Below are 15,152 nucleotides of genomic sequence, written 5' to 3'. Positions count from 1 at the left end.
TCGTCATCAACCGTTTTGCAGACTCGAAGGCCTTAATAATGGCGAGGCGGCGTAACCTTCAGCGAAGGAAGTCGCCTGCCAATATGTAGGAAATTTCCCACGCAAAGCATCTGCCACCGGGCAACTCGCGGGTGCCGGTCGGGCATTTCGCAGCTACAATGCCCGCCTCCGTGACAAGCCTGACTAAAAAAACTATGTCCTTGCCCAAGCATCACCTGGAATTGCTCAGCCCTGCCCGCGATGTTGCCATCGCCCGCGAGGCCATCCTGCATGGCGCCGACGCCGTGTACATCGGCGGCCCGAGTTTCGGCGCGCGCCATAACGCCTGCAACGACGTGAGCGATATCGCGCAGTTGGTGGAGTTCGCCCGGCGCTACCATGCGCGGGTGTTCACCACCATCAACACGATCCTGCACGACAACGAGCTGGAACCGGCGCGCAAGCTGATCCACGAGCTTTACGATGCCGGTGTCGACGCGCTGATCGTTCAGGACCTGGGGGTGATGGAGCTGGATATTCCGCCCATCGAGCTGCACGCCAGCACCCAGACCGACATCCGCACCCTGGGCCGGGCCAAGTTCCTCGACCAGGCCGGGTTCTCGCAACTGGTGTTGGCCCGTGAGCTGAACCTGCAAGAGATCCGGGCGATTGCCGATGAAACCGATGCCGCCATCGAGTTCTTCATCCACGGTGCCTTGTGCGTGGCCTTCTCCGGCCAGTGCAACATCTCCCACGCCCAGAATGGCCGCAGCGCCAACCGCGGCGATTGCTCCCAGGCCTGCCGCCTACCCTACACCCTCAAGGATGACCAGGGCCGTGTGGTTGCCTTTGAAAAGCACCTGTTGTCGATGAAAGACAACAACCAGAGCGCCAACCTGCGCGCCCTGGTGGATGCCGGCGTGCGTTCGTTCAAGATCGAAGGCCGCTACAAGGACATGGGCTATGTGAAGAACATCACCGCCTATTACCGTCAGCGCCTGGACGAGATTCTTGAAGACCGTCCGGACCTGGCCCGCGCTTCCAGCGGCCGCACCGCGCATTTCTTCCTGCCGGACCCGGAAAAGACCTTCCACCGTGGCAGCACCGACTACTTCGTCACCGACCGCAAGGTCGACATTGGCGCCTTCGACACCCCAACCTTTACCGGCCTGCCGGTGGGTGTGGTGGAGAAAGCCGGCAAGCGTGACTTGCAAGTGGTCACCCATGAGCCGCTGTCCAATGGCGACGGCCTCAATGTGCTGATCAAGCGCGAAGTGGTGGGTTTCCGCGCGAACATCGCCGAGCCAAAAGGCGAGTTCGAAGAAGACGGTGAGAAGCGCTACCGCTACCGCGTCGAGCCCAATGAGATGCCGGCCGGCCTGCATCAACTGCGGCCGAATCATCCGTTGAACCGCAACCTGGACCATAACTGGCAGCAGGCGTTACTGAAGACCTCCGCCGAGCGCCGTATCGGCGTGTCGTGGGCGGCTCGCCTGCAGGAAGACCGCCTAGAACTGACCGTCACCAGCGAAGAAGGCATCAGCGCCAGCGTTGCCCTGCCCGGCCCGTTTGGCGTGGCCAACAAGCCGGAACAGGCCCTGGAAACCCTGCGCGACCTGCTGGGCCAACTGGGCACCACCCAGTACCACGCCACCGCGATCGAGCTGGATGCGCCGCAGGCGTTCTTCATCCCGAATTCGCAGCTCAAGGCCCTGCGCCGTGAAGTGATCGAGGCGCTGACCGAGGCGCGTATTCAGGCTCATCCACGGGGCGGCCGCAAGGCGGAAACCACGCCGCCGCCGGTGTACCCGGAATCGCACCTGTCGTTCCTGGCCAATGTCTACAACCAGAAGGCTCGCGACTTCTATCACCGCCATGGCGTGCAACTGATCGACGCCGCGTACGAAGCTCACGAAGAAACCGGCGAAGTGCCGGTGATGATCACCAAGCACTGCCTGCGCTTCTCGTTCAACCTCTGCCCTAAACAGGCCAAGGGTGTGACGGGGGTGAAAACCAAAGTTGCGCCAATGCAGCTGATCCACGGCGATGAAGTGCTGACGCTGAAGTTCGACTGCAAGCCTTGCGAGATGCACGTGATCGGCAAGATCAAGGGCCACATCCTCGGCCTGCCGCAACCGGGCAGCGTGGTGGGTTATATCAGCCCGGATGACCTGCTCAAGACCATCCCGCGCGGCGCACACTGAGTCGCCGGTGAGCGTCATGCTACGGCTTGACGCTCACCGCTGTTTTCGAACGCCACCACCAACCCCGCTGCAACCCCGCCGCCGCGAGCAAAATCGCCGCCACGCCCAGCCATTGCAACCAGCCCAGGCGATGCCCAAAGGCAATCCAGTCGACCAAGATTGCCGCAATCGGGTAGATAAACGACAGCGCCCCGGTGATTGCCGTCGGCAACTTCTGGATCGCGCCATACAGCAGCACGTACATCAAGCCGGTGTGCACCACGCCCAAGGTCAGCAATGCCGCCCAAGCATCCATCGAGGCAGACAGGCTGTGCCACTGCATCAGCGGTGCCAGCAGTAAGGCGCCCGTGGTCACCTGGATCAACGCCATCAAATGTGGCGGCACTTCTTTCAAGCGTTTGATGATCAGCGCCGCAATCGCATACAGAAATGCCGCGCCCAGCGCCAACGCCACACCCATCAAATAGTCATCCCCGGTGTTTTGCTGACTGCCATGGGCGGTGACAATCGCCAGCATTCCCACGAAAGCCACGCTCAACCAGGCAAGCTTTTGCACGGTGATTTTCTCCCCCAGGAACACCGCGGCCAGCATCACCAACATAAACGGCTGGACGTTATACACCGCCGTGCTGATGGAGATTGAAGCCCTGGCGTAGGACTCGAACAGCAGCAACCAATTGCCCACAATCGCCACGCCGCTGAGCATCGCCAGCCCGAGCTTGGTGTAGTTCAGCAAGTCCAGACGCAGATAACCCAGCAACCCGCACACCACCAGCAGCGTCAGCGCGCCGATCACGCAGCGCCAGAACACCACTTCGACCACCGGCACACCCGACACCAGTACGAACCAGCCGATGGTGCCGGATATGAGCATGGCGGCGACCATTTCCCATGAACCGCGACGTATGGATTTGTCCATGATTGAGCTCCTCAAGTGAGGCTCAATTATGGCAATCTGGCCGATAGCGACTCCAGATTCTAAATAAGGCGAACCTTGCATTTCGCCTATTCTTATTAGGCAAACCTGAGCAATCGCTTTTGGAGCGACCATGATTGACAGCATTGACCAGCAACTGATCGCCGCGCTGATGGATGATTCGCGCTTGTCCCTCAAGGCCTTGGCGGGCATCACCGGCCTCTCCTCCCCCAGCGTCGGCGAGCGGCTGCGGCGCCTGGAAGAGCGCGGCGTCTTGAAGAACTACACCGTGGACATTGACCCCAAGCATTTTGGCTATCTGCTGCAAGCCATCGTGCGCATCCGCCCGCTGCCCGGGAAACTGCAGGAAGTGGAGCGCCAGATCCAGGCGATCCCCGAGTTCACCGAATGCGACAAAGTGACCGGCGATGACTGCTTCATCGCACGCCTGCATGTGCGCACCATGGACCAACTGGACACACTGCTTGACCGACTCAACGCGTACGCCGAAACCAACACCGCCATCGTCAAGAAAACTCCGGTAAAACGCCGGTTGCCACCACTGAGTGATTCATGATTTTGAGTCACTGATGCAGTGACGGGATCGCTATTCTGTCAACGCAGAGCGGTGTTTATGCTTGATCCACACATTGGAACAACAGGCGTAAACACCATGTATGTCATCACCGGAATCACAGGCAAAGTCGGCGGCGCCCTCGCGCGCTTTCTCCTCAACGATCGTCAACCCGTGCGCGCAGTCATTCGCGATGCCAGCAAAGGCGTCGAATGGGCCGCCCTTGGTTGCGAGGTCGCCATCGCCAATATGGACGACGCCGCCGCCCTCACTGAAGCGTTCAAGGGCGCCACCGGAGTGTTCATCCTGCCGCCTTCGGATTTCGACCCGGAGCCCGGCTTCCCCGAGGCGTGCAAGGTGATTGCCGCCGTAGCCCAAGCCATCGAGGCGGCGGCACCGCAAAAAGTGGTGTGCCTGTCGACCATCGGCGCCCAGGCCGAGCACCTGAATCTGCTAACCCAACGCACCTTGATGGAACAGGCGCTAAGCGCGTTGAACGTGCCGGTGACCTTCCTGCGCCCGGGCTGGTTCATGGAAAACGCCGCCTACGACGTAGCCACGGCCCGCGAACACGGAGTGATCCACAGCTTCCTGCAACCGCTGGATAAGACCGTACCGATGATCGCCACCGCCGACGTCGGGCGCCTCGCTGCGCAATTGTTGCAGCAACACTGGACTGGCCGCCGTGTGGTTGAGCTGGAAGGTCAGAGGGTCAGCCCGAACGACATCGCCCGCACGTTGACCGAAGTGCTTGGTCGCGGTGTGACTGCACAGGTGGTGCCTCGCGATGCGTGGGAGCCGATGTTTCGTGAGCAAGGCGCGCAGAATCCAATGCCGCGCATGCGCATGATTGATGGGTTTAACGAAGGCTGGATCTGCTTTGAGCAGGCGGACGTGGTCAAGGGTGAGACCACATTGCTCAAGGTGCTGCGCGAACTGGCTGCCAACGTCTAAACCTGGGCTGGAGGGCTTTTTGTGGCGAGGGAGGTTGCTCCCGTTGGGCTGCGCAGCGGCCCCAAAAACCGTGGGAGCGCTTCGCCCTCCAGCGGGAGCAAGCTCCCTCGCCACACGCTGAGTTTTCGATCAGTTACGCCCGGCAGTCACGCCGCCATCGACGGGCAACACGGTCCCGGTAATCCACGAAGCCTCACTGGACGCCAGGAACAGAATGGCCTGGGCGATATCCGCCGGTTGGCCATTGCGCCCCAGCGGGTGAAAAGCGTTGAAGGTCGGCAGCACTTCCTTGACCTGGTTTTCGTCCATGAACGTGCCGTACACCGGAGTTTCCACCACGGCCGGGGCCACGGTGTTGATGCGGATGTTGGACGACGCCAGTTCAATCGCGAGGTTACGGGTCAGCGCATGCACCCCGGCGTTGGCCGCCGAGTACGCAGCCGACGGTGTAGCGCCAATGGCCTGGATCGCCCACAGGGAACCGGTCTGCACAATCACACCACCGCCACGCTGCAACATGGCTTTCGCCGCCGCCTGGGCCATGAAGAATTTGCCCTTGAGGATGGTGTCGAGAAACCAGTCGTATTCCTTGGCATCCACTTCGAGGAACGGTTTGGGACGGAACACTCCGGCGTTGTTGACCAGGATATCCACACCACCGAAAGCCCTTACCGCTTCGTCTACCAGCGCCTGGGCAGTCGTCGGGTTGGCGATGTCGCCAGCCAACGCACGAATCGAAGTGCCGCTCGGATCGATTTCTTCGGCAGCACGCTGCAGCTTCGCGGGATCACGACCACCGATCACCACATTGGCCCCCTCCTCCACAAAACGGCGTGCGACTTCTTTACCGATCCCCGAACCGCCCCCGGTGACGATCACAACTTTGGAAGAAAACCTTTGCATGACGAATAACCCCTGAGCGTATGGTTTGCCAGCGTGTGTAGCTTGTATCGCTGGATTGCCTGCTATTCTTGCGATTCAGCGTCAGGCCAACAAACCAGATCTCTTTCGTCGCCATTAAAGAAATTCTTTAGATGAACCCACTTGGATACCTCAATGCCTTGCGTGCTTTCGAAGCAGCGGCCAGGCATCAAAGCTTCACTGCGGCGGCCGAAGAGCTGAACGTCACCTCCGCCGCCGTCGGCCAACAAGTGCGCAGCCTGGAATCCTGGCTGGGGCTGCCGTTATTCACCCGCGCCAGCAGCGGCAATGCCCGACTGTTGCTGACGGACGTGGCCCGTTCTGCGTTGCCGGATATCCGCGAGGGTTTTGATCGGTTGCGAATGGGATTGGCACGTCTCAAGGAAGCGTCACAGAGTACCGACCTGACCGTGACGGTCAGCCCGGCGTTCGCCGGCAAATGGTTGCTCCCCAGACTGGAGCGTTTTCAGCAGTTGCATCCGGAAATCGACGTACTGCTGAACACCAACCTCAAGACCCTGGATTTCCTCACCGAGCGTATCGACATCGGCGTGCGTTATGGCGCCGGTAATTGGCCTGGATTAGCAGCGATCAAGTTGATGGATGAAGACCTTTTTCCCGTCTGCTCCCCGAACTATCCAGCGCTGGCGGACGGCAAGCTCAGCCTGGAAGCGCTCGCACAGTGCACGCTGATTCACGACCTTTCGATGGCCGGCGACCCCAGCTTCCCAAGCTGGCGAACCTGGCTGGACGCGATGGAGCAAACGGGAACGGATGCCAGCCACGGGCTGCGTATCAACAACTCAGCGGCCGTGGTACAGGCCGCGATCGAAGGACAAGGCATCGCGTTGGGCCGCAGCGTCATGGTGCGCGACGACCTGGCATCCGGGCGTCTGATCCGGCCGTTTGGCGAAGTCAAAAGCGCCGTGGCCCTCGCCTACTACGTGGTCTACCGGCCAGAGTGCGGCGAGCTGACAAAAGTCCAAGCGTTCCGCGACTGGATATTGACCGAGACTGCTACATAGATCGCAGACAACTGGTTTTTTCAGATAAACCGAGGTGATGCCATCGCAGGCAAGCCAGCTCCCACATTTGACCGTGCCCGCTTTAGCTTTAGATTTTGCTCTTCAACACTCAAGCCGGCCGGTAGGCCGCTGTGCTCTTGCTCTTGCTTTTGCTTTTGCTTTTGATCTTGATCTTGATCTTAGGCGCCCCGTTAAACCACGCTGGCCGAACGCAGGCTTTGGAGCGTGGGTAACCTGGCAGGACGCCAGGTTAGCCGTCCTGGGCCAGGGATGGCCCATGACGGCGGCCCACGGTCCAAAGCCGGAGTGAGGGCACACCGAGCCTGGGCGAGATGCCGAGTGGTGGGGCAAGAGCGTTTTGCTTACTTTTGCGCTGTTCAAAAGTGAGCCGCTGTAAGAGCGGAACCATAAGCGGCCGTTACCTAAATAACGGATATACACCCAAAACTTAGCTAATCGTGCAAAGCCTTAGCCGCCCCCAACAGCCCCTGAAACTTCCGATAACGTGCCTGCAACACACCCGCTTGAGCACCATCCGGAAAAAACCGTGCCTTCACCGGCATCCCCGCCTGCAACAGCGCCCCACCCCGCCCAATCGCCACAAATCCCAACTTCGCCGCCCCAATACACGCCCCCAACTCACTACCGTGCAACGTATAGATCTCCCGCCCAAGAATATTGGCCAGCAACTGCGCCCAATACTCACTGCGGGCCCCACCCCCCACCAACCCACAAGCCCCCACCGAGGCCCCGGCCGACTGCACCGCACTCAGCGCATCCAACAACCCGAACCCAACCCCTTCCATCACCGCATACCCCAACATAGCCGGCGTGCAATCATGCCCCAGATTCATAAACCCACCCCGCAACAGCGGGTCGTTATGAGGCGTACGCTCCCCCGCCAAATACGGCAAAAACAACGGATTGGAAACCGGCACGCACTGCCCGATCGGCAACTCGGCCTGCACCCGATCCAACAACGCCTGCTCATCAACCGACCCCGTCAACCGCGTCACCCAACGCAAGCAACTGGCCCCGGCCAACATCGCCCCCATGGTGTACCAACGCCCAGGCAACGCATGACAAAAACTATGCACCGCACTCGCCGGATTCCCCGCCGAGTGATCAGTAATCGCCACGATGGCCGCACTCGTCCCCAACGTGATAAACGCATCACCGGCATTCACCGCCCCAATGCCCACCGCCGCCACCGGGTTGTCCCCGCCACCGCCAGCAATCACCAGGCCCTCAGCCAAGCCCAGTCGCCCCGCCACCGCAGCATTCAAACAAGCACTGGCCGCGCCACCTTCTACCAGCCGTGGCATCTGCGCCATCCGCAAACCCGTGGCCTGCAGCATCGGTTCAAACCATTCCCGGTTGGCCACATCCAGCCACAACGTCCCCGCACCATCAGACACATCACTCACGCGCTCACCACTCAAGCGCAAGCGCAGATAGTCCTTGGGCGACAGCACGCAATCAATGGCGCTGAATACCGCCGGCTCATGCTCCTGCAACCACAGCAGCTTGGGCGCCGTAAGACCGGCCATCGGCAAGCTACCGGTGACGTCGGCAAACTCACAGCCCAACGCTTCAGCCTGGGCCATGGCACGGGAGTCATCCCAGAGAATCGCCGGGTACAGCACCCGGTCGTCTTGCCCCAGCAATACCGCCCCGTGCATCTGCCCGGACAAACCGATACAGCCGACACGGCCATAGGCATCCGGCTGGTCAGTACGCAGTTGGTCCAAGGCCTTCAGGCACGCTTGCCACCAGTCCTCAGGCGCCTGCTCGGACCAGCCCGTGTGCGGGCGCGAGACCGTCAGCCGCGCCCCCGCATGAGCGAGGACGCGGCCTTGCTCGTCCATCAGGATCGCCTTGAGTTCCGAGGTGCCGAGATCAATGCCAAGGGAAACCGGGTTGTTCATATCAGGGGCAGCCGCATGAATTACGAATCTTCAGAGTGGGCGCGAGCCGCACACTGTGTGTTTTACGCTTGGGCGACGCCATGCGCTCAAGCAGCAGGTTGACCGCACGGGCGCCCAGTTCCTGGACCGGTTGCGCGATCAGGGTCAGGCGCGGCACAAAGAAGTCCGCCCATTCAAAATCATCGAAACCCACCAAAGCCATTTGCCCGGGCACATCGATATGCGCATCGCGCAAGGCATGCATTGCGCCGAGGGTCATCAGGTTGTTGCCCGCCATGATCGCCGTGGGCGGTGTGTCCAAGGCCAATAACTGCGCCGTCGCTTGCCGTGCAGGTTCGCTGCTCGACCCACCATTGACCAGCAACTGCGGATCAAACGGTAACCCCGCCGCAAGCAACGCGGCTTGATACCCGGCCACGCGCTCACTGGAAGTGCCCAGCCCCGCCCGCCCGGAAATAAAGCCGATGCGCCGGTGGCCATGCTCGATCAAGTGCGCCACCAACGCCTGGGTCGACAAGGTGTTTTCCACCCCGACCTGATCAAAGCGATCGCTCATCATCCGGTCCACCAGCACTGCCGGTACTTCATTGGCCTGCAAGTATTCCAGGGCCAGGGAACCGGTAGACGGCGCCAGCAAAATGCCGTCCACCCGTCGATGGTGCAGCGTCGTAACCACCCGCAACTCCTGCTCGGGATCGTCGTGGGTATCGACAAACAGCATCATGTAGCCGTGTTTGGCGCACTCGGTTTCAATCGCGTGCACCGTTTCACTGAAGTAGTGGTTGGACAGCGCCGAGATCGCCACGCCAATGGTATTGGTGGTGGATCGAGCCAGGGAGCGCGCCAGCGTGTTGGGGATGTAGCCCAACTGCCGGATCGCGCTCTGCACCGCTTGCACCGTGTCCGGGCTGACCTTGCGGGTGCCGTTCAAGACGTGGGAAACCGTCGACGTCGACACCCCTGCAATTCTTGCCACATCCTCCATGGTTGCCACGGTGTTCACTCCTGCGCGCTTTTAATGTTTGCTGGACCAACCGCTGTAGGAACCGACGTTGTCGCGGGTGATCAATTTTGGCGCCAGCAGGGTAACCGCTTCGGCGGGTTGTTTGTCATTGAGAATGTGATTGCCGACGTTAACCGCGGTCTGGGCCATGGCCCATGGGTCCTGACTGGCAGAGGCCTGGATCAGGGTGTCGGTCTTCAGGGCATTCTCGATGTCCGGCGCGCCGTCCACGGAGGTGATGATGATGCCGCTGCGTTTCAGCTGCTTGGCGGCCAGGTCGCTGCCGATGGCTTGCGGGTCGTTGATCGCGAACAGGCCGTCGATTTTCTGGAAGCGGGTCAGGTAGCCCTGCATCACGTTCAAGCCGCCTTCGCGGGAGCCTTTGCCGTCCTGGTCATCAGACAGCACCTTGATATCCGGCGCACTGGCCAGCGCAGCTTTACAGCCTTTGACGCGATCGGTCACGGCGGTGACCTGCGGGCCATTCTGGATAATCACGTTGCCCTTGCCCGACAGTTTGTCGACGATGAACTGGCAGGCGAGCTTGCCGGCTTCGACGTTGTCGGTCTGCACCGTGGCATTCACGCCCTTCGCATCGACGTCCACCGCCACCACCACGATCCCGGCGTCACGGGCTTTCTTGATCGCCGAGGCCATGGCCGACGGGTCGACGGCGTTGAGCAGGATCAGGTCGACCTTGGACGAGATGAAGTTGTCGATCTGCGAGAACTGCTTGCTCAGGTCGTAGTCAGCCGACACCGAGGTGACCTTGACCGCCGGGTTCAGCTCCTTGGCCCGGGCCGTGGCACCGTCGGCCAGGGTCACGAAATACGGGTTGCCCAGGGAACCCATGCTGATGCCAATGGCTTTCAGTTCACGGGCCTCCACGGCTTGGGACATCAACACGGCAACGCCCAGGGAGGCGACAACAGGAAACATGCGTTTGAAGTTCATGATGACTCTCTTGTGATTGTTGTTTGAGTGAAATCAGGTCCGCGCACCGGACTGGCGATAGCGATCCAGCGCTACGGCGCCAATGATCACGATGCCCTTGATGATGTACTGCCAGATATCCGACACCCCCAGCAGCACCAGGCCGTTGGTCAATACCGCGATGATCAGGGCACCAATCAGCGTGCCGCCGATGGTGCCGACGCCGCCGGTAAAACTGGTGCCGCCGAGGATCACCGCGGCAATTGCATCCAGCTCATAGGATTGCCCCAGTTGCAGGCCATTGGCGGCGAACAGGCGTGACGCGCTCATCACCGCGCCGAGGCCGGCTAGGGCACCGGACATGGCATAGACGAACAGCAGGACTTTCCACACCTTGATCCCCGACAACCGCGCCGCTTCCGGGTTGCCGCCCACGGAGTAGATCTGCACCCCCATCACCGTGCGCCGCAGGATGAACCACGACAATGCGATGACGGCCACGGCAATAATCACCAGCCAGGGCACGCCCAGCACCGAGTCGTTGCCGATAAACGCGAATGGCAGGTCAGGGTTGAACACGGTTTTGTCGTCGGCCAACAGACGAGCCAAACCGCGCATGGCCGTCAGCGCACCGAGGGTGACGATAAACGGCGGCAGGCGCATGAAGGCGATCAGGCCGCCATTGACCAGGCCCAGCAACAGGCCGAAGCCAACCCCGGCGGCAATCCCGAACATGCCGAATTGCGGCGACATTGAGGCTTGCAGCGCGACCACGGCCGAAGCCGCGAGAATCGCGCCTACCGACAAGTCGATGCCCGCTGTGAGGATCACAAAGGTCATGCCCGCCGCCAGCACCACGTTGACCGACGCCTGCTGGGTGATGATCGACAGGTTCTGCACCGTCATGAAGTTTTCGCTGGCGAGGGCAAAGCCCACCAACAGCAGCACCAACACCGGCAGCATGCCCACCGTGCGCATCAGTTCCCGAATACGCTCAGCCTTGCCGATCGTTGCCACAGTCATGGTGTTGCTCCCGCTCGTAGTTGAATTAGCCATGGGCGGCCACCTGCTCGCTGCCGGTGGCGAGGTCGATGATCGCCTCCTGGGAAATATCCAGCCCCGATGCCCCGCCCACTTCGGCTACCAATTGCCCTTCGCGCATGATCAGCACGCGGTCGCAGGTGCCGATGATTTCCGGCAACTCGCTGGAGATCACCACGATGCCTACGCCGGCCTTGGCCAACTGATTGATGATGCGGTAGATCTCGGATTTGGAGCCGATGTCCACGCCACGGGTGGGTTCGTCGAGGATCAGCACATGAGGCTTGACCTCCAGCAGCCGGGCCAGCAGCACCTTCTGCTGATTGCCACCGGACAAGCTGCCGACATTGACCTTGCCCGACGCCACGCGGATCGACAGGGACTTGATTGCATCGCGTGAGCGTTGTGCCGCGTGGCCACGGTCGAGTACCCCACCGGCATGGGCATCCGGCACACAGGCACAAACGTTGATGTTGTCGGCCACGCTCATGTCGAGAAACAGGCCCTGGGCCTTGCGGTCTTCGGTGAGGTACACCACGCCGGCACGAATCGCATCCGCCGGGTTGCGCAGTTGGGTCACGGTCTTGCCGACCACCTCCAGGGTGCCCGAAGTACGCGGGTCGGCCGCAAAGATCAGCCGCGCCAGTTCGGTACGGCCAGCGCCCACCAGCCCGGCAATGCCCAGCACTTCACCGGCGTGCAGGTCGAAACTGCAATTGCGCACGCGCTTGCCGTCGGCCATGTCGCGCACACGCATCACCACCTGGCCGGGGTCGTAGGCGGCATGTTCCTTCTTGTAGAAACCGGAAAGGTCGCGGCCCACCATCATCTTCACCAGCACCTCGGCCGACAGCACGTCCCGCGCCAGTTCGCCGACGTACTCGCCGTCCCGCAGCACCGAGACCCGGTCTGACAGTTCGTAGATTTCCGCCATGCGGTGGCTGATGTAGATGATCGCCAAGCCTTGGCTGCGCAGCTGTTTGATCAGCGCAAACAGGCGGTCGGTTTCCCGGGAAGACAGCGGCGTGGTGGGTTCGTCCATCACCAGGATTTTCGCGTGGGCATGCAGCGCCCGGGCGATTTCTACCAATTGGCGCTCGGCGATGGACAGGCTGGCGACGCGGGTGGTGGGCAGGAACTCCGCGCCGAGCCTTGCCAGCACTTCAGCCACCCCGGCTTCCATGCCCTTGCGGTCGATGGTCCAGCCACGGCGCAGTTCACGGCCCAAGTAGATGTTCTCGGCCACCGTGAGGTTCGGACACAGGCTGAGTTCCTGGTAGATCACGGCAATGCCAAGGGCTTTGGCGGAGGCTGGGTTGTAACTGGCGACAGGCTGGCCATCGATGCGGATGGTGCCGCCGTCATCGGCCTGGTAGGCACCGGAGAGGATTTTCATCAAGGTCGATTTGCCGGCGCCGTTCTCACCCATCAGGGCGTGGATTTCACCGGGGTAGACCTTCAGGCTGACGTTCTTGAGCACCCGCAGGCCGTTGAAGGTCTTGCTGATGCCCTGCATTTCAAGCAAGGGTTCAAGGCTCATGACTGAGCTCCTGGTTTTATTATTGTTGTGTTCAAGCGTTTGCCGGTGACACCCATCGGCAGACCTGACTGCTGCCGACTCTAATCAGATATATTTGCTTACGCAAGCGCTTGCGTCAGCCGTTTATCGCTTGATTAAACGTTTCACCTGATGAATAAATGTTCATTCGGCGATCTGGACCGGTTAAGCGCACACAAAATCGCGCCTTTTTCATCGGAATCTATCCAGTTGGGTGATTTTTCGAAAAAGGCACTGCTTTTGGCCACCGCAACCCCTGTGGTTTGCTGTTTATCTGCTATCGTCCAAAGACATCATCTCCTCCTCATCGTGCCTGCGCGATCTTCTGTGAGCATGCTCTGCGGCGCTGCGTTTGGGCAGCGTCAGGCCTCAAGCTCACGGAACACGTCACGATGGACAATTCTTCAGCCGACAGCCCCATCGAGCCGCAATCCCGGGCCGAGAAAATCGTCGAATTCAAACGTCAGAAAGCCCTGCTCAAGACCGGCGCGCTGCAAGACGCGATCTTCAACAGCGCTTACTTCTCCAGCATTGCCACCGACGAAAAAGGCGTGATCCAGATCTTCAACGTCGGCGCTGAACGCATGCTCGGCTATGCCGCCGCCGATGTGCTGAACCGCGTGACACCGGCCGACATTTCCGACCCCGCCGAGCTGATCACCCGCGCCGCTGCCCTCAGCCTGGAACTGGACACACCGATCACGCCCGGCTTCGAAGCCCTGGTGTTCAAGGCCTCCCGGGGTATCGAGGACATCTACGAGCTGACCTATATCCGCAAGGACAACAGTCGCCTGTCAGCGATGGTCTCGGTCACCGCCCTGCGCAACCGCAACGACGCGATCATCGGCTATCTGCTGATCGGCACCGACAACACCGCACGCAAGCAGGAAGAGGCACAACGCAAAGGCTTTGAGCGTGCGCTCGAAGAGAAGAACCTGGAGCTGGAACACGCCAGCCACATGAAGTCCGAATTCCTCGCCACCATGTCCCACGAGTTGCGCACGCCGCTGAATGCCGTGATCGGTTTTTCCGAGGCGCTAAAGGACGGCCTGGTGGGCGACATGAGCGATATCCAGCGCGAATACATTGGTGACATCTTCACCAGCGGCCAACACTTGCTGTCGCTGATCAACGACATCCTCGACCTGTCCAAGGTCGAGGCCGGGATGATGGACCTGGAACTGGAAGCCGTGGAACTGGCGGGGTTGTTGGCCAACAGCCTGCTGATCGTGCGGGAAAAGGCCGCGCTGCAACGCATCCAGTTGAAGCTCGAAAGCCAGGACGACTTCGGCACCCTGGAACTCGACCTGCGCAAGACCAAGCAGATCATCTACAACCTGCTGGCCAATGCGGTGAAGTTCAGCGAGCACGGCGGCTCGGTGACCCTGTCGGTGCGCGAGGTGAGTCGTGCACAAGTCGGGCAGGTTCCCGGCGACTGGCCCACCTATGGTTTTGCCCTGCAACCCAGCGAGCACCGACAGTTCCTGGAATTCAGCGTCAGCGACACCGGCATCGGTATCGCCCGGCACGACATGAGCAAGCTGTTCAAGGCTTTCAGCCAGATCGACAGTAGCCTGGCGCGTAAATTCGAAGGTACGGGTCTGGGACTGGCGATGGTCAAGCAACTGACCGACCTGCACGGCGGCAGTGTCGCCGTGGCCAGCCGCGAAGGTGCCGGCGCGCGATTTGTGGTGTGGCTGCCGCTGCACCGCGCTGCGGATGCGGAGGCCCCATGGCCGAAATCCTGATCGTCGAAGACAACGAAGCCAACATGCGCCTCGCCCGCTTGCTGCTGGTAAACGCCGGCCACAGCGTGTTGTGGGCGGCCGATGCCGAGACCGGGTTGACCCTGGCCCGGGAAAAACAACCGGCGCTGATCCTGATGGATATCCAGTTGCCCGGCATGGACGGCCTGGCGGCCACGTCACTGCTCAAGCAGGACCCTCACACCGCCCACATCCCGGTGATCGCCCTGACCGCCATGGCCATGAAGGAAGACCGCGACAAAACCCTGCGGGCCGGCTGCGATGCCTACATCATCAAGCCCCTGCGCTACAAAGAGCTGTACCAGGTAATCGATACGCTGCTGCAAAAGAACATTACACCTCCAACTTGA

The 15,152-nt window shown here is 60.9% G+C and carries 13 protein-coding genes; 6 read left to right on the top strand and 7 right to left on the bottom strand.

Features of this window, described 5'->3' with window-relative positions:
- Nucleotides 1-194 precede the first annotated feature (194 nt).
- On the top strand, nt 195-2,183 hold the full coding sequence (locus BLU46_RS32190) for a peptidase U32 family protein (protein ID WP_003217801.1): 1,989 nt from the start codon (nt 195-197) through the stop codon (nt 2,181-2,183).
- Between the two features lie 19 nt (nt 2,184-2,202).
- Here BLU46_RS32190 and BLU46_RS32185 read toward each other — a convergent pair whose 3' ends face one another.
- Nucleotides 2,203-3,102: a DMT family transporter gene (locus BLU46_RS32185; protein WP_093209893.1), complete on the bottom strand. Its 900-nt coding sequence runs from the start codon at nt 3,100-3,102 to the stop codon at nt 2,203-2,205.
- 130 nt (nt 3,103-3,232) lie between these two features.
- Between BLU46_RS32185 and BLU46_RS32180 the strand changes: the two genes are divergently transcribed.
- Nucleotides 3,233-3,676 carry an Lrp/AsnC family transcriptional regulator gene (locus BLU46_RS32180; protein WP_093209891.1) on the top strand — a complete coding sequence of 148 codons (444 nt, stop codon included), beginning with the start codon at nt 3,233-3,235 and terminating at the stop codon, nt 3,674-3,676.
- 96 nt (nt 3,677-3,772) lie between these two features.
- Nucleotides 3,773-4,627, top strand: a complete 855-nt coding sequence (locus BLU46_RS32175; protein WP_093209889.1) for an NmrA family NAD(P)-binding protein — start codon at nt 3,773-3,775, stop codon at nt 4,625-4,627.
- A gap of 129 nt (nt 4,628-4,756) precedes the next feature.
- On the opposite strand, the gene BLU46_RS32170 is transcribed toward BLU46_RS32175, so the two are convergent.
- The gene (locus BLU46_RS32170; RefSeq protein ID WP_093209887.1) at nt 4,757-5,530 is read right to left on the bottom strand and encodes an SDR family NAD(P)-dependent oxidoreductase; all 774 of its coding nucleotides are present in this window, start codon (nt 5,528-5,530) and stop codon (nt 4,757-4,759) included.
- 131 nt (nt 5,531-5,661) lie between these two features.
- On the opposite strand from BLU46_RS32170, the gene gcvA reads away from it, so the two are divergent.
- Nucleotides 5,662-6,573, top strand: a complete 912-nt coding sequence (gene gcvA / locus BLU46_RS32165; protein ID WP_093209885.1) for a transcriptional regulator GcvA — start codon at nt 5,662-5,664, stop codon at nt 6,571-6,573.
- Nucleotides 6,574-7,025: 452 nt separating this feature from the next.
- On the opposite strand, the gene xylB is transcribed toward gcvA, so the two are convergent.
- Genes xylB through BLU46_RS32135 form a run of 5 tightly spaced genes read right to left on the bottom strand, consistent with a single transcriptional unit; the run spans nt 7,026 to nt 13,018 of the window.
- The gene (gene xylB / locus BLU46_RS32155) at nt 7,026-8,501 is read right to left on the bottom strand and encodes a xylulokinase (RefSeq protein ID WP_093209883.1); all 1,476 of its coding nucleotides are present in this window, start codon (nt 8,499-8,501) and stop codon (nt 7,026-7,028) included.
- A 1-nt stretch (nt 8,502) separates the two neighbouring features.
- Nucleotides 8,503-9,495: a LacI family DNA-binding transcriptional regulator gene (locus BLU46_RS32150; protein ID WP_063033971.1), complete on the bottom strand. Its 993-nt coding sequence runs from the start codon at nt 9,493-9,495 to the stop codon at nt 8,503-8,505.
- Between the two features lie 21 nt (nt 9,496-9,516).
- A complete protein-coding gene (locus BLU46_RS32145; RefSeq protein WP_093209881.1) occupies nt 9,517-10,458 on the bottom strand; it encodes an ABC transporter substrate-binding protein in 942 nt (313 codons plus the stop codon).
- Between the two features lie 33 nt (nt 10,459-10,491).
- A complete protein-coding gene (locus BLU46_RS32140) occupies nt 10,492-11,460 on the bottom strand; it encodes an ABC transporter permease subunit (protein WP_003209708.1) in 969 nt (322 codons plus the stop codon).
- Nucleotides 11,461-11,485: 25 nt separating this feature from the next.
- A complete protein-coding gene (locus tag BLU46_RS32135) occupies nt 11,486-13,018 on the bottom strand; it encodes a sugar ABC transporter ATP-binding protein (RefSeq protein ID WP_008430405.1) in 1,533 nt (510 codons plus the stop codon).
- A 410-nt stretch (nt 13,019-13,428) separates the two neighbouring features.
- On the opposite strand from BLU46_RS32135, the gene BLU46_RS32130 reads away from it, so the two are divergent.
- Both BLU46_RS32130 and BLU46_RS32125 read left to right on the top strand, forming a co-directional pair.
- Entirely contained in the window at nt 13,429-14,784 is a 1,356-nt protein-coding gene (locus BLU46_RS32130; RefSeq protein ID WP_093209878.1) for a sensor histidine kinase, read from the top strand.
- Entirely contained in the window at nt 14,769-15,152 is a 384-nt protein-coding gene (locus tag BLU46_RS32125; RefSeq protein WP_003209702.1) for a response regulator, read from the top strand. Before BLU46_RS32130 ends, BLU46_RS32125 begins: the two co-directional genes overlap by 16 nt.

Source organism: Pseudomonas yamanorum, from assembly GCF_900105735.1.
Taxonomy (GTDB): Bacteria; Pseudomonadota; Gammaproteobacteria; order Pseudomonadales; family Pseudomonadaceae; genus Aquipseudomonas; species Aquipseudomonas yamanorum.
The sequence above is the reverse complement of the archived record's forward strand: the minus strand, read 5'-3'. Positions and strand labels throughout refer to the sequence as shown.